At 57.2% G+C, this 18,496-nt stretch carries 20 protein-coding genes and 1 tRNA gene; 13 read left to right on the top strand and 8 right to left on the bottom strand.

Annotated elements, in window-relative coordinates:
- Positions 1-95: 95 nt before the first annotated feature.
- Positions 96-620, bottom strand: a complete 525-nt coding sequence (locus tag ACYZT5_RS23135) for a DUF3916 domain-containing protein (RefSeq protein ID WP_462047556.1) — start codon at positions 618-620, stop codon at positions 96-98.
- A 188-nt stretch (positions 621-808) separates the two neighbouring features.
- Here ACYZT5_RS23135 and ACYZT5_RS23130 point away from each other — a divergent pair, with 188 nt between their 5' ends.
- From ACYZT5_RS23130 to ACYZT5_RS23105, 6 genes are all read left to right on the top strand, one after another.
- Positions 809-3,721: an aminotransferase gene (locus tag ACYZT5_RS23130; protein ID WP_462047555.1), complete on the top strand. Its 2,913-nt coding sequence runs from the start codon at positions 809-811 to the stop codon at positions 3,719-3,721.
- Between the two features lie 316 nt (positions 3,722-4,037).
- Positions 4,038-4,916, top strand: a complete 879-nt coding sequence (gene aguB, locus ACYZT5_RS23125; protein WP_462047554.1) for an N-carbamoylputrescine amidase — start codon at positions 4,038-4,040, stop codon at positions 4,914-4,916.
- A gap of 5 nt (positions 4,917-4,921) precedes the next feature.
- Positions 4,922-6,028, top strand: coding sequence for an agmatine deiminase (gene aguA / locus ACYZT5_RS23120; protein WP_462047553.1), 1,107 nt, complete (start codon positions 4,922-4,924; stop codon positions 6,026-6,028).
- Between the two features lie 244 nt (positions 6,029-6,272).
- The gene (locus tag ACYZT5_RS23115) at positions 6,273-6,485 is read left to right on the top strand and encodes a hypothetical protein (RefSeq protein WP_462052298.1); all 213 of its coding nucleotides are present in this window, start codon (positions 6,273-6,275) and stop codon (positions 6,483-6,485) included.
- A gap of 346 nt (positions 6,486-6,831) precedes the next feature.
- Entirely contained in the window at positions 6,832-7,503 is a 672-nt protein-coding gene (locus tag ACYZT5_RS23110) for a DsbA family protein (protein WP_462047552.1), read from the top strand.
- A 253-nt stretch (positions 7,504-7,756) separates the two neighbouring features.
- The gene (locus ACYZT5_RS23105; RefSeq protein ID WP_462047551.1) at positions 7,757-9,043 is read left to right on the top strand and encodes an OprD family porin; all 1,287 of its coding nucleotides are present in this window, start codon (positions 7,757-7,759) and stop codon (positions 9,041-9,043) included.
- An 80-nt stretch (positions 9,044-9,123) separates the two neighbouring features.
- Here ACYZT5_RS23105 and ACYZT5_RS23100 read toward each other — a convergent pair whose 3' ends face one another.
- Positions 9,124-9,420 (bottom strand): DUF3077 domain-containing protein, encoded by a 297-nt coding sequence (locus ACYZT5_RS23100; protein WP_462003573.1) that lies wholly within the window; start codon positions 9,418-9,420, stop codon positions 9,124-9,126.
- A gap of 531 nt (positions 9,421-9,951) precedes the next feature.
- On the opposite strand from ACYZT5_RS23100, the gene ACYZT5_RS23095 reads away from it, so the two are divergent.
- Positions 9,952-10,299, top strand: coding sequence for a type II toxin-antitoxin system RelE/ParE family toxin (locus tag ACYZT5_RS23095; RefSeq protein WP_462047550.1), 348 nt, complete (start codon positions 9,952-9,954; stop codon positions 10,297-10,299).
- On the opposite strand, the gene ACYZT5_RS23090 is transcribed toward ACYZT5_RS23095, so the two are convergent.
- Positions 10,296-10,619, bottom strand: a complete 324-nt coding sequence (locus ACYZT5_RS23090; protein WP_462047549.1) for a helix-turn-helix domain-containing protein — start codon at positions 10,617-10,619, stop codon at positions 10,296-10,298. The genes ACYZT5_RS23095 and ACYZT5_RS23090 overlap by 4 nt on opposite strands.
- Positions 10,620-10,838: 219 nt before the next feature.
- Here ACYZT5_RS23090 and ACYZT5_RS23085 point away from each other — a divergent pair, with 219 nt between their 5' ends.
- From ACYZT5_RS23085 to ACYZT5_RS23060, 6 genes are all read left to right on the top strand, one after another.
- The gene (locus ACYZT5_RS23085; protein ID WP_007939483.1) at positions 10,839-11,060 is read left to right on the top strand and encodes a tautomerase family protein; all 222 of its coding nucleotides are present in this window, start codon (positions 10,839-10,841) and stop codon (positions 11,058-11,060) included.
- A complete protein-coding gene (locus tag ACYZT5_RS23080) occupies positions 11,057-11,713 on the top strand; it encodes a DsbA family oxidoreductase (protein WP_462047548.1) in 657 nt (218 codons plus the stop codon). Before ACYZT5_RS23085 ends, ACYZT5_RS23080 begins: the two co-directional genes overlap by 4 nt.
- A 43-nt stretch (positions 11,714-11,756) precedes the next feature.
- Entirely contained in the window at positions 11,757-12,467 is a 711-nt protein-coding gene (locus ACYZT5_RS23075) for an SDR family NAD(P)-dependent oxidoreductase (RefSeq protein WP_462047547.1), read from the top strand.
- 62 nt (positions 12,468-12,529) lie between these two features.
- Positions 12,530-13,372 (top strand): oxidoreductase, encoded by an 843-nt coding sequence (locus tag ACYZT5_RS23070; protein ID WP_462047546.1) that lies wholly within the window; start codon positions 12,530-12,532, stop codon positions 13,370-13,372.
- Positions 13,373-13,791: 419 nt separating this feature from the next.
- Positions 13,792-14,190 (top strand): carboxymuconolactone decarboxylase family protein, encoded by a 399-nt coding sequence (locus tag ACYZT5_RS23065; protein WP_462047545.1) that lies wholly within the window; start codon positions 13,792-13,794, stop codon positions 14,188-14,190.
- A gap of 121 nt (positions 14,191-14,311) precedes the next feature.
- Entirely contained in the window at positions 14,312-14,512 is a 201-nt protein-coding gene (locus tag ACYZT5_RS23060; protein WP_462047544.1) for a hypothetical protein, read from the top strand.
- A 297-nt stretch (positions 14,513-14,809) separates the two neighbouring features.
- On the opposite strand, the gene ACYZT5_RS23055 is transcribed toward ACYZT5_RS23060, so the two are convergent.
- The 5 genes from ACYZT5_RS23055 to ACYZT5_RS23035 form a co-directional block, all read right to left on the bottom strand.
- Positions 14,810-14,885, bottom strand: a tRNA-Thr gene (locus ACYZT5_RS23055).
- Positions 14,886-14,987: 102 nt separating this feature from the next.
- Entirely contained in the window at positions 14,988-15,515 is a 528-nt protein-coding gene (locus tag ACYZT5_RS23050) for a serine acetyltransferase (RefSeq protein WP_462047543.1), read from the bottom strand.
- 325 nt (positions 15,516-15,840) lie between these two features.
- Positions 15,841-17,070, bottom strand: coding sequence for a methyltransferase (locus ACYZT5_RS23045; RefSeq protein WP_462047542.1), 1,230 nt, complete (start codon positions 17,068-17,070; stop codon positions 15,841-15,843).
- Positions 17,051-17,740, bottom strand: a complete 690-nt coding sequence (locus tag ACYZT5_RS23040; RefSeq protein WP_462047541.1) for an ABC transporter permease — start codon at positions 17,738-17,740, stop codon at positions 17,051-17,053. Before ACYZT5_RS23040 ends, ACYZT5_RS23045 begins: the two co-directional genes overlap by 20 nt.
- Positions 17,737-18,432 carry an ABC transporter permease gene (locus tag ACYZT5_RS23035; protein WP_282377354.1) on the bottom strand — a complete coding sequence of 232 codons (696 nt, stop codon included), beginning with the start codon at positions 18,430-18,432 and terminating at the stop codon, positions 17,737-17,739. The genes ACYZT5_RS23040 and ACYZT5_RS23035 overlap by 4 nt, the downstream gene beginning before the upstream one ends.
- Positions 18,433-18,496 lie beyond the last annotated feature (64 nt).

Below are 18,496 nucleotides of genomic sequence, written 5' to 3'. Positions count from 1 at the left end.
AGTGCCGGCCGGTGCGAGGGGCGCGGTTGTTCAGGCGATAAAAACCTCGAAGTCGCGGTGGTTGATCAATAAAAGGGTTGGCGATCTCCAGTCTGTTAGTCAACCTCACCGAAATACCACTGTTCAACCTCATAGGGTCGCCCATCAGAATCTTCAGAGGTATAGCGCAATCCTCTTTCCTTCATTTCGGCTGGAAGCACCAAGCCCCATTCTGCCGCCAGGCTTTTGTCGGTTCGGCAGTGCTCACTGTCGAACGACGGGATATGCCCTTTGTGGTATTCCAGATCGGTGTAAATGCAGATTTCGCTGCTGAACATTTCAGGCAGGCAAATGACCGCAATTACCCGACAGTCGATGGCATTTTCTGGCCTTGCCTGAAGCATGTTGTGGGCTGCGTTGATCATCTGCTGGGCGCATTCTTTGCGTATGGCAGCTGTAGCTTGTTTCCCCTCTACCAGTGTCGTGATAACCGGAATCTTCCAGTTGCTATATTTCTGTTCGAGAGTCAGATCGTCTGGGAAATACCCCTCAAAGCGACAGGTCCAGGCTGCAAGGGCTTTCAGTCGACGTGGAATGTTGCGAATTTTTTTGTTTGAGAGTGCAAGGCGCCGCATTGTCATGGTGTTCGTTTCTACCTTGAAAGGTGGGTGGATCCATTTCGGTCATAGGTTGGAGTCAGGTTCAGTTAAAGGCAATCCGAGAGTTGCGTAGGAAAGTTCAACTGAGAGGTTGCTGGCTTGAAAGGGGGTTGCGTATCGCCCCAAGCAGTGGCGATATAAGCGCCTAATAAAATTTCAGGGGTCGCTGTATGCCGCTTGCCACGTTGATTCATCGCGCCAGTTTGCCCAGCCCGCAAGTGTCTGCGGAGCAAGCGCTTGGGCTGTTGAAGGAGCATTACGGGCTGAGTGGAAGGTTGCAGGCCCTCGGCAGCCAGCAGGATCTTAACTATCGGGTCGACAGCGACCAGGGGCGTTTTGTCCTGAAAATCTGCCGTGGCGACTACTCGGCGCTGGAGCTGCACGCCCAGCACGCCGCGCTCAAGCATTTGGGTGAACACCCTGATGTGCATGTGCCGCGGGTGATTGCGGCCAAAAACGGTGCAGACCTGCTCTCTCTGGAAGTCGGCGGCCAACCGGTGCATGTGCGCCTGCTCGATTACATCGAAGGCCAGTCGCTTACACACCTTGATCATCTGCCGGGTGCAGTGGTGGCCGGATTTGGTCGGCTCTGCGGTGAAATGGATCTGGCCCTGGCCGGTTTCGACCATCCGGGTCTCGAGCGCACCCTTCAATGGGACGCCCGCCACGCCAACGCGTTGATCGCGCATTTGCTGCCGGTCATCAAGGATGACCAGCAACGCCGGCTGATCGCCGATGCGGCTGAACGGGCCGAGCGTCATTTGCAGCCGCTTGTGGATAAGCTGCCGGTGCAGGCGATTCACATGGACATCACCGACGACAACGTGGTGTGGCAGCGAGATTCGCAACGCCAGTGGCAATTGCAGGGCGTGATCGATTTCGGCGATCTGATTCGTACCTGGCGCATCACCGATCTGTCGGTGACGTGCGCGGCGCTGCTGCACCACGCCGATGGCGATCCTTTCTACATTTTGCCGGCGGTGCAGGCCTATCACGCTGTCAATCCGCTCACGCATGAAGAGCTACTGGCGCTCTGGCCGCTGATCGTCGCCCGTGCGGCGGTGTTGGTGCTCAGCGGCGAACAGCAGGTCAGCATCGATCCTGGTAACGCGTACAGCCGCGACAATCTCACCCATGAGTGGGAGATTTTTCGCGTCGCTACATCGGTGCCGTTGGCGTTGATGGAAGCGGCGATCCTTACCTCGGTCGGCCAGAGTCTGCCGAGCATCGGCAGCGAAGGCTTCGCGCCGCTGTTGCCGAGTCTGGTCGGGCGTGAGTTTGCGTTGATCGATTTGGGCGTGCTCAGTCCGCATTTCGAGGCCGGTAACTGGGAGCTGGAGGGGATCGATCAGCGTCTGCTGAACGAGGCTGCCGCGGCTCACGGTCTGGCGGCCAGTCGTTATGGGCAATATCGCTTGTCCCGCACCCGGCCGGACAGCGCCACTGAGCCGGACACTTGCCCGTTGCACGTCGAGTTGCGAGTGCCCCACGGCACGGCAGTCGAATCGCCGTTTGCCGGCGTGGTCCACCAACCGGCGGTGGGTGTGCTGCAATTGGACGGCCCGCAACTGAGCCTGCGTCTGTGGGGCGTGACGCCGTCGCTGCACACGGGCGCAGCGCTGGTCAAAGGTCAGGTGCTGGGTTCGGTCCACGGGCCATTGGTGGTGCAGTTGTGCCGAGGCGCTTCGTTCAATGCTCCCTTGTTTTGCACACCGTCTCGCGCTGCGGCTTGGCAAGCGTTGTGCCCGTCGCCGGCGGTGCTGCTGGGACTGGCCTGTGACGCCGAAGAGGAACTCGATTCGCAGACGTTGCTGGCGCGCCGTGACGCCAGTTTCGCCCGGACCCAGAAGCACTATTACGTCGACCCACCGCGCATCGAACGTGGCTGGCGCAATCACCTGATCGACATGCAGGGCCGCTCTTACCTCGACATGCTCAACAACGTCGCGGTGCTTGGCCACGGTCACCCGCGTATGGCCGCTGTCGCCAGTCGTCAGTGGTCGCTACTCAACACCAACTCGCGTTTTAACTACGCGGCGATTGCCGAGTTTTCCGAACGTTTGCTGAAACTGTCGCCGGACTCCATGGACCGAGTGTTCCTGGTCAACAGCGGCACCGAGGCCAACGACCTCGCGATCCGTTTGGCGTGGGCCTACAGCGGCGGTCGCGACATGCTCAGTGTGCTTGAGGCGTATCACGGCTGGTCGGTGGCAGCCGACGCGGTCTCGACCTCGATTGCCGACAACCCGAAGGCCTTGAGCAGCCGTCCGGACTGGGTGCATCCGGTCACCGCGCCGAACACCTATCGTGGTGAATTCCGTGGACCGGGCAGCGCGCCGGACTACGTGCGCAGCGTCGAACACAACCTGGCGAAAATTGCCGAGCAGAAACGTCAGCTGGCCGGTTTCATCTGCGAACCGGTGTACGGCAATGCCGGCGGTATCTCGTTGCCGCCGGGGTATTTGAAGAAGGCTTACGCGTTGGTTCGTGCCCAGGGCGGCGTTTGTATCGCCGACGAAGTGCAGGTCGGCTACGGGCGCATGGGCAAATTTTTCTGGGGTTTTGAAGAGCAAGGCGTGGTGCCGGACATCATCACCATGGCCAAAGGCATGGGCAACGGTCAGCCGCTGGGCGCGGTGATCACCCGCCGAGAAATCGCCGAAGCGCTGGAGGCCGAGGGCTATTTCTTCTCGTCGGCTGGCGGCAGCCCGGTCAGTTGCCAGGTCGGCATGGCGGTGCTGGATGTGATGGAAGAAGAAAAGCTCTGGGAAAATGCTCAAGTCGTGGGCGGGTATTTCAAGGAGCGGCTTGAAGCGCTAATCGATATTCATCCGCTGGTGGGCGCGGTGCATGGTTCCGGCTTCTATCTGGGCGTCGAGTTGATCCGCAATCGCGAAACCCTGGAGCCGGCAACTGAAGAAACCACGGCGCTGTGTGATCGCTTGCGCGAACTGGGGATCTTCATGCAGCCGACCGGCGATTACCTGAATATCCTCAAGATCAAACCACCGATGGTGACCTCGCGTCAGAGCGTGGATTTCTTCGTGGACATGCTTTCCAAAGCCTTGGACGAGGGGCTCTAGACACTGATTGTTCCCACGCTCCGCGTGGGAATGCCTCACTGGACGCTCTGCGTCCGCTCTTGGGACGCGGAGCGTCCCCGGCTGCATTCCCACGCGGAGCGTGGGAACGATCAGTAAGGGGGCTAAAACATCGATTGTTATCGAGTTAAATTGAGATATTTTCGACAGATGGATTATTTGTAGCTTTAAAAGCCGATTTTTATCGGTTATAAAGTCGCCACTGCCCCGGTGTGGCCTCACCACGCCCGGTGCTTCCCATTTCTGTCATCGGTCGATGCCACACTCGACCCTCAAGCAATTGCCCCGGAGATGATCCATGAGCCGTATCGTTACCGTCGCCGCCACCCAGATGGCCTGTTCCTGGGACCTTGAAGCCAACATCGAGACCGCTGAGAAGCTGGTCCGTGAGGCCGCGGCGAAAGGCGCGCAGATCATCCTGATCCAGGAACTGTTCGAGGCTCCGTACTTCTGCCAGAAGCCGAACCCGGATTACTTGCAGTTGGCCACGACCGTTGAAGACAACGTCGCCATCAAGCACTTCCAGAAAGTCGCCAAAGAACTGCAAGTGGTTCTGCCGATCAGCTTCTACGAACTGGCGGGCCGCGCACGTTTCAACAGCATCGCGATCATCGATGCCGACGGCAGCAACCTCGGGATTTATCGTAAAAGCCACATCCCGGACGGTCCTGGCTACCACGAAAAGTACTACTTCAACCCGGGCGATACCGGCTTCAAAGTCTGGAACACCCGTTACGCGAAAATCGGCGTGGGCATCTGCTGGGACCAGTGGTTCCCGGAATGTGCGCGCAGCATGGCGCTGCAAGGCGCGGAAATCCTGTTCTACCCGACCGCGATCGGCAGCGAGCCACACGACAAGACCATTTCCTCCCGTGATCACTGGCAACGCGTGCAACAAGGCCATGCCGGCGCCAACCTGATGCCGCTGATCGCCAGCAACCGCATCGGCAACGAAGAGCAGGACGGCTACGACATTACGTTCTACGGTTCATCGTTCATCGCCAATCAGTTCGGCGAGAAGGTTCAGGAACTCAACGAGACCGAAGAAGGCGTACTGGTTCAGCGTTTCGACCTCGACGAGTTGGAGCACATCCGCAGCGCGTGGGGTTCGTTCCGTGACCGTCGGCCGAACCTGTACGGAGCAATCAAAACCCTCGACGGTTCCCTGGAGTCCTGATCGCCATGACCACTTTAAACAGCACGCCTCGCGCCGACGGCTTCTACATGCCAGCCGAATGGGCGCCGCAAACCCAGACCTGGATGATCTGGCCCGAGCGCCCGGACAACTGGCGCCTGGGTGGCAAGCCGGCGCAAGCCGCGCACGTCGCTGTAGCGAAAGCCATCGCACGTTTCGAACCGGTGACCGTGGCGGTTTCCGCCGGCCAATACGAAAACGCCCGTGCCCGTCTGGACGTGCCGAATATTCGTGTGGTGGAAATGTCCAGTGACGACGCCTGGGTTCGCGACACAGGCCCGACGTTCGTCATCAATAACGGCGGTGAAGTCCGTGGTGTGAACTGGGATTTCAATTCGTGGGGCGGTTTCGACGGTGGTCTGTATTCGCCGTGGAATCGCGATTCGCAGGTGGGCGGCAAGATCCTCGAAATCGAGCGCAGCCAGCGCTACCGCACCGAAGGCTTCGTGCTCGAAGGCGGTTCGATTCACGTTGATGGCGAAGGCACGCTGATCACCACCGAAGAATGCCTGCTCAACCGCAATCGCAATCCGCACATGAACCGTGCAGAAATCGAAGCGGTACTCAGCGCGAATCTGGCTGTGGATAAAATCATCTGGCTGCCGGACGGTTTGTTCAACGACGAAACCGACGGTCATGTGGATAACTTCTGCTGCTACGTGCGTCCGGGTGAAGTATTGCTGGCCTGGACCGACGACCCGCAAGACCCGAACTACCCGCGTTGCCAGGCGGCGATGAAAGTGCTGGAAAGCAGCACCGACGCCAAGGGGCGCCCATTCACGGTGCACAAAATGCCGATTCCGGGGCCGCTGTATGCGACCGAAGAAGAGTGCGCCGGTGTTGATCCGGTGGACGGGACGCAGGAGCGTAATCCGACGGTGCGTCTGGCCGGTTCCTACGTGAACTTCCTGATCGTTAACGGCGGCATCATCGCGCCGAGCTTCGACGACCCGTTGGATGGCCCGGCAAAAGAGATTTTGCAGAGTCTGTTCCCACAGCACGAAGTGGTGATGGTGCCGGGCCGCGAACTGTTACTGGGAGGCGGTAACATCCACTGCCTTACCCAACAACAGCCAGCGCCGCACAAGGAGTGAGTGGGGTTGTAACAGCTTGAGTTGATTGCAGAATCGGCCCGGCAACCGTTTTCCCTTCCCGCGTTATAGGAAGCCCGCGGCCCTTCAGGACCGCGGGCTTTTTTGTATCCGCTTGTCGACAGTTCCGAAACCTTGGCACAGCTCTTGTATCTCTCATGGTGCAAAACAGGGAGGGGAGAACTGTGATGTTCTGTCATAAACCTTGGATAAGTTAGCCGCTCACAAACCAGGAGAGAGCGTGGAAATGAACGCCGAAATGAATGTGGTGAGCGAGCGGGCGTTGCATCCCCTGGCAGTAAACAGCGAATCGCTCCAGGTTCTGGCGCACTGGTTGAAGTCCAATGGAACGCGTCAAATCAGAGAACCTGATCCGCGCCGGATGTTGATCGAGCGCTACCCCGCTGGTTTATTCAGCGAAGCGGAGCTGGAAGCGTTGTGGGATGTGATGGAAGGATAAGAAGAAAAACAAACAACGGATTGGTAAAAGCGCTGCCGGGATGGCGGCGCTTTTTTATGGGCGACGGTTTTCGGGCTTTCGATGATCGTTCCCACGCTCCGCGTGGGAATGCCTCAACGGACGCTCTGCGTCCGCTCTTGGGACGCGGAGCGTCCCGGGCTGCATTCCCACGCAGAGCGTGGGAACGATCAGTCGGTGGCGGCCGAATCTGTGTGATCTACGCCGCCGCGGGGTCATTCGACCGATTCATGAAACAGACTGAAAGCCATTCCAGCGTTTTTCAAAAACGTGTGGAACTCTAATCTACCGGCATCCAGTTTTCCTACGCTTTTGCCGGAGTCTTCCCATGATCCTTCACTACATTTACGACCCATTGTGCGGCTGGTGCTACGGCGCAAAACCGCTCGTGCAAGCCGCCCAGGTTGTGTTGCCAGTGATTGCCCACGGCGGCGGCATGATGGCCGGCGCCAACCGCCAGACCGTCTCGCCACAACTGCGCAATTACGTGATACCCCACGACCGGCGCATTGCCGAGTACACCGGCCAGCCGTTTGGCGAGGTATATTTCGAAGGTTTACTGCGCGACGAGACGGCGGTTTTCGATTCCGCACCGCCGATTGCCGCTGTGCTGGCTGCCGAGCAGATCGCCGGCCGCGGGCTAGAGTTGCTGGGGCGTTTGCAGAGTGCTCACTACGAGAACGGTCGACGCATTGCCGATGAAGCGGTCCTGTTTGAACTCGCGCAAGACATCGGTCTGGAGCCCCAAGCGTTTCAGGCTGTTTTCAAAGAAGCGGAAACCGATCGCCACATCAAGGACAGTCGAGCACTCCTGGCCAAGATCGGCGGCCAGGGTTTCCCGACCTTCGCCCTGGAACACAACGGCCAATTCACCCTGATCGATATCGGCCCGTGGCTCGGCAAGCCGCAAGCCTTTGCGGCATGGCTGAATCAGTCGCTTGCGCCAACCGAGTCGTCTTCTACCGGCCAAGCCTGTGGACTGAACGGCTGCGCCCATTGAAGTCGACAAGTAATTTCTTAGACGTTTTTCGCCTATTTACAGACGATTCATGAAATTGACACAGGGTTAATGGCGCGACTAGGATTCGCCCCAACGCCTGTGGCTGACCGCCATGACTCATAAAATAACAAAAAGGCCCGCCACGATTTGCTCGTGGGCGGGCCTTTTTGTTTGGGGTGAAAAAAGAGTGCGATAGCGCCGTTTCAGCCGTTCGACGCAGCGCGTATCAACCGGTAATAAGGAAAAAAACAAAATGTTGAACAAGCGAATCAGCCTGATCGCTCTGGGGATGTTGAGCGCTACACAGGCCATGGCTAACGACCAGGCCGAATCCAAGGGTTTTGTTGAAGACAGCAGCCTCAAAGTGCTGCTGCGCAATGCTTACATGAACCGTGATTTCAAAGATGGCAACCCGGATAGATCCGAGTGGGGCCAATCGGCTATCGGTACGTTCTCGTCCGGCTTTACCCAAGGCACCGTTGGTGTGGGTGTGGATGCTTTCGGTCTGTACGCACTCAATTTGGAGCGCAGTGAGGACCGTAGCGGCGCACAAGGTATCGATTTTTTCAAAAAAGGTGACAGCGGCCAACCGGCTGACGACCTGTCCAAGGGTGGCGCAGCAGTCAAATTCCGTCTGTCCAGCACCACGCTGACCTACGGCGACCAGATGCCGGTCCTGCCGGTGTTGAGCTACGACAACGGGCGTCTGCTGCCGGAAAGCTACACCGGCACCCTGATCACCTCCAAGGAGATCAAAGGCCTGGAGCTGAACGCCGGTCGCTTCACCGCCGAATCGCGCAAAAGTGCTGAAGGCCGTGACAGCGGTGGCCTGAAATCGATCAACGTATTGGGCGGTAGCTACCAGTTCACCGATCAGTTCAAGGCTGCCGTTTACGCGTCCGACGTCGAAGACGTGCTGAAGAAGCAATACGTGAACGCCAACTACGTGTTCCCGATCGACAAGGATCAGTCCCTGACCCTGGACTTCAACGGCTACCGCACCAAGCTGGACGATTCCTACGTCCGCGAAAACGGTATCACCGGCGACGACAACAAAATCTGGAGCCTGGCCGCCACCTTCGCCACCGGCCCACACTCGTTCACGCTCGCCCACCAGCGCAGCACTGGCGACAGCAACCTGGGCTACCCCTACGGCGGCTACCAGAAAGATCAAAACCGCGTCGGCGACGGCGGCAATACCATCTACCTGGCGAATTCCTACTGGTCCGACTTCAACGCCGAAGACGAACGCAGCTGGCAGCTGGGCTACGGCCTCGACTTCAGCACCTTCGGTGTTCCAGGCCTGAGCTACAACTTCGCCTACGTGCGCGGTGACAACATCACCACGTCCACCAGCGAAGGCGGTACCGAGCGCGAAATCTTCAACCAGTTCAAATACGTCGTGCAAAGCGGCCCGGCCAAAGACCTGAGCGTGAAACTGCGTAGCTCGATCCTGCGTGTTTCGCAGAAATCCAGCGAATACAACGTCAGCGGTAATGAAGTGCGTGTGTTCGTGGATTACCCGATCAACATTTTCTGATGATCGGTTGCGTTATCGAGGCCTGATGCACTGAGAAAAAAGAAGCCCCGACTGGTTCGGGACTTTTTTTGGGGTGCGATTTAGATCGGAACGGCGTTATTTGCTCGGTTGTTACCCGGCGCATCGAGCACCTTCGCCACGTCATCAATGATTGCCTTGCTCATATCCTGCAAAAAATGCGACGCCCAAGCATGTCGATCGGAGTCTCGAATCATGGCGGCGTCTGATGCTAGAAGTTTGGCGACGTGGAGTAGATCGGAGGCGTGGGAGAGGGCCTGGATGACCGGGACGCCAGCGTTGATGCGGAACAGCGGTTGGTTGGCGTGGTAGGAGAAAGGGGTGAGACCGATGGTTTTCAGGTCTTGGGGGTTGGTCATTGGGCACCTCCGGTTTTTGGGCGATGGTAGGTGGTGACCAGTGAAGCGGGAACGCAAATTTTGGGCGGATCGATAGCGGGCATTAGCAAACTCCTACATTAAGTTAGCGCTACCACGTTCGTTCTCAGGCGAATGGGTGACAGCTGTGCGCAGGCTGAGAACCGGAAATGTAGGAAACCGGCAGACCCGAGGGTCTCCCACGCACAGCCGCCATTACACGGAAATGCAGGCACAAAAAAACGCCGACAATCGTGATTTGGGGGCGCTCGTGCGCCTACATATTACCCAGGTTCTCAGGCCCGGTCGCTGAATTGGCAGCGACGGTTTGAAGGTAGCTTGAGGAGGGAGGATGCGCAATCGTGGCTAGGTGGTGGCGTAGTTTGAAAAATGCAGCGCATACAAAACGGATTACTTAAAAAGGGGATGAGTCCTACTGCAGAAGAAGCCAGCGATGACTACTAAACAGCACCCCATCAATCGTCTACTGAGACGTTCGGAGGGCATCGACTGTTCCAGGTAGGAATCCATCATTTGAAGAGATTTGCTTTTGTAAGTGAAGCTGCAACACGTGAGTACAGGGACTTACCGGGCTGGGTTCAGGATGAGTTTGGGAAAGACTTGATGCGTGTGCAGTACGGCGGGGATCCAGAGCTGGCAATAAAGCAGCTGAGTTCAGTCGGGGCGGGGGCGATTGAGTTGATCATTAATGGCAGCCCGGCATACCGATGCATCTACATCGCGAAGTATGCGGACACCATTTTCGTCCTTCATTCGTTCGTGAAAACGACGAATCGAACTGATCGTCACGCAATGGCAATTGCGGAAGATCGGTTGAAGGAGCTCAAAAGGGAGCTTCGGAAAATGGGATGTAATGTCTAGCAGGCGTGAGCTTGTGAAATGACGATCTGAGGTAACGCGCCGGCATCGTTGGATGGCAACGTAAAAGTGGTACGAAAGCCAAGTTTATCCAGCATGTCCAGCATTGCATCGATCGTAAATTTTTCGATCTTGCCAGTGGTCAGCTCTGAAACGCGAGACTGAGTTACGTTCAACCGGGCTGCAGCCTCGCTCTGTTTCAGCCCCAGTTTTTTGATGCATTCAGTGATGAATATCGATAGCTCCATTTTCAAAGCCATTTTGCTGGCGACTTCTTCGTCATGTGTGACATGGAAGGGGCTATCGAAGAATTGAACTGGCATGGTTATTTACCTTCTTGGGTGGTATCTAAAATTTAAGATAAATGAAGGTTAGCCGATTGATCATTTGATGCAAATGTTTTTCTGTCTGCGCGACTGAATCAATTACACCAAGTAACTAATGATGTTCCCGCCCCCACCTTTATCCCCCCCAGCTAACTCCATACATTGAGCTCCAACGCCTCCCCATCATCCCGATGAGAAGGTCACTGGAGATTCCTCATGCCTTTCGTAAGCGTACGCATCACCCGCGATGGCGTTACCTCAGAGCAGAAAGCTCAGGTGATCGCCGAAATCACTGAAACCCTGGAACGCGTCCTCAACAAGCGCCCCGACCTGACTCACATCGTGATCGAAGAAGTCGACACCGATAACTGGGGTTACGCCGGCATCACCACCACCCAGTACCGCAAGCAACTGGCTGAGGCGGAGGGGCAGTCATGACCGCGTCGGTTTCCATCGATTTCATCTCCGACGTGGTGTGCCCGTGGTGCGCCTTGGGCGCGACGGCGCTGGAGCAGGCGATCGAGAACGTGGCCGGTGAAGTCTCGGTGGCGCTGACCTATAAGCCGTTCGAGTTGAACCCGGACATGCCGGCGGTCGGCGAGAAAGCGGTCGAGCATTTGATGCGCAAATATGGACGAACCGCCGAGGACGTCGCCGCCGGTAAAGCGATGCAGATTGCTCGCGGTGAGGCCATCGGTTTCAAGTTCGATCTGGAGAAGCGCAGCCACTTCTACAACACCTTCGATGCTCACCGTTTGCTGTCATGGGCGTTGCAGGAAGGGCGCCAGGTCGAACTGAAGAAGACTCTGTTGCGCGCTTACTTCAGCGAAGGCCAGAACCCGAGTGATCGCGAGACGCTGGTTCGTCTGGCCGCTGAAGCGGGACTGGATGCAGCGGCTGCTCAAGAGGTGCTGGCGTCCGGAGCGTTCGCCAACGAAGTGCGTGAGCTTGAAGAGTTTTACCGCCAGCGTGGCATCAATTCGGTACCGGCCATGATCCTCAACGGTCGTCACCTGGTGTCCGGTTCGCAGTCGGTCGAGTACTACGAACAGATGTTGAGACAAATGGCGAAGGCCCCCGCCGAAGCCTGATTAGTTACTTTTTTAAACCATCATTTATGAGTAGAGGTTCATCATGAGCAATTCGAAAAAAGTCATCGTTATTACTGGCGCCTCCCAAGGTCTCGGCGCAGGCATGGTCAAGGCTTTCCGTGATCTGGATTACAAAGTTGTCGCCACTTCGCGTTCGATCAAGCCGTCCACCGACCCGGACATTCTCACCGTGGCGGGCGACATCGGCGACCCGGCGGTCGCTCAACAAGTCATTCGTGAAGCGATCGCCCGTTTTGGCCGCATCGATTCCCTGGTCAACAACGCCGGGATCTTCGTCGCCAAGCCGTTCACTGCCTATACCCAAGAAGACTACGCCGCGGTGCTGTCGGTCAACCTGAACGGCTTCTTCTACATCACCCAACTCGCGATCACCGAGATGGAAAAACAAGGCAGCGGCCACGTCGTCAACATCACCACCAGCCTGGTGGACCACGCCATCGACGGTGTGCCGTCGGTACTGGCCTCGTTGACCAAAGGTGGCCTGAATGCGGCGACCAAATCCCTGGCCATCGAATACGCCAAGCGCGGTATTCGGGTGAACGCGGTCAGCCCCGGCATCATCAAGACTCCGATGCACGGCGAAGAGACTCATGAAGCGCTGGGGAATTTGCACCCGGTCGGGCACATGGGCGAGATCAGCGACATTGCTCAGGCGGTCGTTTATCTGGACAGCGCCAACTTTGTCACTGGTGAAATCCTGCACGTTGATGGTGGGCAGAGCGCCGGTCACTAAGACCTGACCTGTCCGCAGCGCCGTCGATCAATGTCGACGGCGTTTTCATTGGAGAGCGCACCATGAATACCCACGTTCACAAGGTTTTCCTGATCACCGGGGTCAGCTCAGGTTTCGGCCTGGCCTTTTCGCAAGCAGCGCTGGCGGCAGGGCATACGGTGATTGGCACGGTGCGGCGCGAATCAGAGCGTGCTGTGTTCGAAGCGCTGGACACCCATCGCGCTAAAGCGTTCGTGCCCGACGTCACCGATTTTTCGGCGATTGAACCGCTGGTGGCCGATATCCTGCGCGAGGTGGGCCGGATCGATGTGTTGGTGAACAACGCCGGGTATGGTCATGAGGGCGTTCTCGAGGAGTCACCTCTGACTGAGATGCAGCACCAGTTCGACGTTAATGTGTTTGGCGCGGTGGCAATGATCAAGGCGGTTCTACCCGGTATGCGTGAGCGGCGCAGCGGGCATATCGTCAACATCACCTCCATGGCTGGCTTCATCACCTTGCCGGGTATCGCCTACTACAGCGGCAGTAAATTCGCCCTGGAAGGTGTCAGCGAAGCGTTGGCCAAAGAAGTGCAAAGTCTGGGCATCCACGTGACCGCCATGGCGCCGGGCTCGTTTCGTACTGAATGGGCGGGGCGTTCGATGATTCGTTCGGGTCGCACGTTGAGTGAGTACGACGCGGTATTCGATCCGGTCCGCAAGGCGCGGGAAGAGAAGAGTGGCAAGCAGGCTGGTGATCCGCACAAGGCGGCGCAGGCCTTATTGACTCTGGTCGCTGCGGATAAGCCGCCGATACATCTGTTGCTTGGCAAGGATGCGGTGAGGCTGGTGCGCGAAAAGATTGCGCACCTTCAGGCGGAAATCGACACCTGGGAGCACCTTTCGGCGTCGACGGAGTTCGACTGATCGAAACCCTCGCCGCATAGAAATTCAAACGCCGGAAACAACAAAGCCCTCGTATTTCTACGAGGCTAAATCAGCTAGTTATGACGCTCAGTAGAGTCGAGCCCGGAATTTATAGCGCATCAGCACGCTTTACCTGCACGTGCATCATCCAAAGTCAGCTAATGCTCAGGTAACGTCGAGGAATTAAATCACGACGCCCTCTGTATCGTCTCTGAGCCAGCCCGCCAAGTTTGATAACTCCAGATTCTTAGTGGTACGTCATTGCGCCTAAAAAAACTAAATCCATCCTATTGTTTCTACGATGTTTAAGAATTCATTGCTGGAGTCGTCCTTCTGCCGGCTCTGGCATGGCCACCAGCGAACTAAACTAGTTGTATCTGTGTAGAGCTGATGTCTCTAGAGAGGCAAGGAGGTGTCAAATGGCTATTCGTGATACCTATCGGGAAATTGAACAGACCCTGGGTCAGGTGCCGGAGTGGATTAAGCAGATGCCGGAAGGCGGAGCGATCGGATTCTGGGGCGTGGCCCGGGATTTCTGGCTGGCGGACACCAAGATTCCTAATAAGTACAAGGAGTTGATAGGTCTGGCGGTGTCTGGGGCGACCCGTTGTAAGTATTGCGCCCTGTTCCATACCGAAGCCGCGCGCTTGTTTGGCGCGAGCGACGAGGAAATTTCCGAAGCCAGCTTTATGGGCGCGCTGACCATGATGGGCAGCACCTTTATTAACGCCCAGCAGATCGACTACGAGCAGTTCCGGCAGGAGACACTGAGTATCGTCCGGTATGTCAAAGACCACTCGCAACCCAAAGCCGCTTAAGCCGTTGCGGGAACCAGTCCTTCGCCAGCTGACGAAGGATAAGTTGATTGCAATCACCAGCGATGGTCCTAGGACCACCGCTCGGTGGCAAGCGGCTGTGCTGCGAGCCATCGGCGAACTAATGCAATACAGCGATACCGCCCGCGAAGAAAGCCAAGACCTGCGCATTCCCTTCGCCAAAGCACTCCATGACCTCTATGCGGGACAGAAGTCCGACGCCGAGTTGACGGAAATGGTGTTGCTGATGCTGGAAGTGGAAACCGCCCCCTTGCTCGGCAAAGGGCCCCAGGCAGGAGCGGCATCTGGGAACAATGACCTCTGAGGAGTGGAAAAGGGAAAACATTATTTTCCCAAATGGAAACCGTCGTTTATCCCCTGGTTTTGAGCAAAAAAGCCCCGCACGATTTGAGCATGCTGATTACGTCAACCTAGGCTTGGCGGGTGTATTGGCGTGCGTTTTAGGTGGGTGCAGTCGCTCGTCAACGTCACGCTGAAGCGAATGTGTAACGGCAGGGGGCGCAAGCGAATTTGGTGGGAGCTATCAAGGTCGAGTGGAAGCAGATTCTCCAACCCCAGAAACAACAAAGCCCTCGTATTTCTACGAGGGCTTTGTTTTGTATGGTGCCGGCACCAGGAGTCGAACCCGGGACCTACTGATTACAAGTCAGTTGCTCTACCAACTGAGCTATACCGGCGTGTTGGGCGACGATTATAGCGATTGGATTGGTTCTGTAAACCCCTGAATCCAGACTATTTTTGCACAGGCCTCAACTGAAGTTTTCTGGCAGCCCTTGCAGTCATCGCGCGTTGTAAAACGTCGTCCCTTCAGGAATGTCTTTGTTGACGAACGACATGGCCCCAATCGTGACGTTATCCCCGATACGCAGGGTGTCCGCGATGATGCAACTGTTGGCCCCCACACTAACATTGTCACCAATGATCAGGTCGTATGTGTCCAGCCCAAGGGTCTTGATGCCAATTGTCGTGTTTTGCCGGATGAAAAAATTCTGCCCGATTTTGACGCTGCCGGTGATAACCACGCCCGGCAGGTGGCCGATACGAAAGCCAGGCCCTATCTGGGCGTCGATACTGATATCGACTCCGTACTTGAGATTGAGCTTTTTCTCCAGGCGCTTGGCATAGCGGCGCGCAAAACCGTTTCCGGAATAAAGATACTGGGCCAGTCGGAACATGAACAAATATCGGAGCGTGTTGTTTTTTCGGGCTCGCTTGAGAATGTTGCTGGCGAGGCCTATGCGGCTGCCACGTTTTTTCTTGTTCGATACTTCGGACTGCCAATGCAATATCAAGGTGTCGAGATTCAAAACGTGGCCCCTGTTGAACCCTACGGCGGTGAGATGCGGCGGATTGTAGCGGCTGCTTTATACGCTGCATACGAGGCGCAAATTAATACTCGGTTTCGGTGGTTATGCTCTTTTGATTGAAATGCTTATGCACAACGGACCGACAGAAGCGAGCGCTTACATCCGTTTGTGTAGACCCATTCTCAATTTGCTCGCAAATGCCTGTTTTTCCGGTTTTTTATTCATGTGTACGAAAATTGAACAGTAGTGTTTCAACCCCGAAACAGGCGTGGATATTGGATCCACGATAATTTCATCAACAGAGTTATCCACAGGCTGGGGCAATTTAAGGGCGTTCGGCCAAGAGTAGAAAATTACGCGGTGTGAGTGGGGTTTTGCAAAAGGTGCCGAGGCGAACGGCATAACCCTGCTCGAACAGGAAAAGTGCCCGATCGAGTACCAGCCAAAGCTCCAACGGCCGTCGGAAAAGACCGCGCAACAGCTCCAGATTGCGCACTTCGGCCAATCGCTGCCAACCAGCGGCTTCGAGTGCTGACCAATCCTGCGGGCCGATTGTGGATAACTCTTTAAGCGCGGCCAAATGATGGCAGTAATCGGCGAAGGATTTATCCAGCCAGGCACTGGGCAGGGACGGGGTGGGCAGGTATTCGTCCATGCCGCGCAGTTGCCGCTGAAGTAGGTCGAAGGCCAGGCGTCGGGCCATGGAGGTGTCGCGTTGACGTCGGACGCGAGCGCCGGCGGTGACGGTTTCGCTCATCGGTAGCGAAAGATCTTCGAGGGACAGCCGTAGGTCGGAGCGCTCGGCCAACGAGGAAAGCGGCTGATACTCGCTCAGACTGGTCCGGTTGTAGCAGCAAGGCGCGATGGCCAGTTGTTTGCAGCCTGCCGCACTGGCGAGCTGGATCAGCCGCACATGCAGATCACCGCAGGCGTGCAGCGCTACCGGCGTGTGATCGGCATTCAACATAGACGCTGCATGTGCTGATAGCACATCTTGTTGGACATGCAGCGCATGCATTTGATGACGTTGGCTGAGTGCTTGTCCGCTGGAAACCAGCGCCGGGTCGTATTCCAGGCAGGTCAGTTGTTGCCCGGTTTGCAGCAGACGTCGTCCCAAGTGTCCTTTGCCTGAGCACCAGTCCAGCCAATGACTCGGCGCGTCAGCAAACTGCAAGCGACTGGCGAAGGCTTCGATCTGCTGCCACTTGCGCCCCGGCACATCGACATTCAACCGATGGCCTGCCGCTTCAAGCGCTTGAACCGGCAATTCACCCACTGCGCTCAGTTCAAGGGACAATGCCGCCAGTGAGGCAAAAGGCTCCGGCGCATCCAGCAAGCAAGGTTGGTTGTGGTTATGTTCCGCCTCTTCCAGCGACCGCCCGCGTAGCGATTCGGCCAGCTCCGGGTAGGACGCTTCCCAAGGAAGCTGCAGATGAGTAAACGGCCGAGGCTTCCACAGCGCCTGGTGCTCGATCAGAAAAGCATCCAGCGCCGCGAAACGGGCGAGTAGGGTCTCGCCCGTCAGCACGCAGGAATCAACGTCCTTGGCAGGCATCGACGCGCAGCCAGCGCTCCAGCAGCTTGAAACCGCGTACCAGCACATAAGCCATCAGCAGATAGAACATGCCCGCCGCGAAGAAGATCTCCACCGGCAGGTAGGTCCGGGCAATGATGGTGCGGGCCATGCCGGTCAGTTCCAGCAGGGTCACGGTGCTGGCCAGGGCACTGGCCTTGAGCATCAGGATAACTTCGTTGCTGTAGGCCGGCAGGCCGATGCGGGCGGCACGGGGCAGGATGATGTAGAACAGCGCCTTGGGCCGGGACATGCCCAGCGCCCGCGCTGCTTCGATCTCGCCCGGTGGAATTGCCTGGATCGCGCCGCGCAGGATCTCGGCGATGTAGGCCGCGGTGTGCAACGTCATGGTCGCCGTGGCACACCAGAACGGATCGCGCAGGTACGGCCACATCGAGCTGTTACGGATCGCGTCGAACTGCGCCAGGCCGTAGTAGACCAGGAACAGCTGAACCAGCAACGGTGTGCCGCGGAAAAAGAAGATGTAGCCGTAGGGGAATGCCCGCACGTACCAGAGTCGCGATGAGCGCGCGATGCCTAGCGGAATTGCCAGCAGCAAACCCGCGATCACGGCGATGGCCACCAGCTCCAGGGTCAACGTCGCGCCCTGAGCCAGTTTCGGCAGCCACTTGATGACGATTTCCCAGTTCATTGGGTGCTCCTCGCGAAGCCGCGAGCGGCACGTTTTTCCATGAAGTACATGCCCGTCATGGCGAGAATCGTCAGACCCAGGTACATGAACGCGGCCACCATATAGAAGGTGAACGGCTGTTTGGACACGGTCACGCCGATTTGCGCGTGACGCATGATTTCTTCCAGGCCGATCACCGACACCAGCGCGGTGTCTTTCATCAGGATCATGAACAGGTTGCCCAGGCCGGGCAGGGCGATGCGCCACATCTGCGGCATGATCAGTTTGGTGAAGATGCGAAATTTCGACAGGCCCAACGCCACACCCGCTTCACGGTGACCTTTGGGGATGGCCAAAATTGCACCGCGAAAAACTTCCGTGGCATAGGCGCCGAAGCACAGTCCCAGCGCAATCACACCCGCGGCAAAGGCATTGAGTTCGAGGTCGGGGTTGCCGAAGAACTCGCCCAAGGCACGCATCAGGTTGACTGTGCCGAAGTAGATCAACAGCACCCAGAGCAATTCCGGGATGCCGCGAACCAGCGTCGAGTAAGTGCCACCAAGCCATTGCAGCGGCTTGTACGGGGAAGTCTTGGCCAAGGCGCCGAGCAGACCGAGCACCAGCCCCACGCACAAAGCCGAGAGTGCCAGTTTCACAGTCATCAGCGCGCCAGCGGCGAGCGCCGGGCCGAATCCGTAGAGATCGATAGTCATGGATTTCTTTTCAAATCGCGGCAGGCAACACCAGGGACTGGCGCCGCCAAAAAGCGGCGCCAGT

The sequence above is a fragment of the Pseudomonas sp. LB3P14 genome, from assembly GCF_054898045.1.
This window is presented reverse-complemented; position numbering and strand designations above follow the sequence as displayed.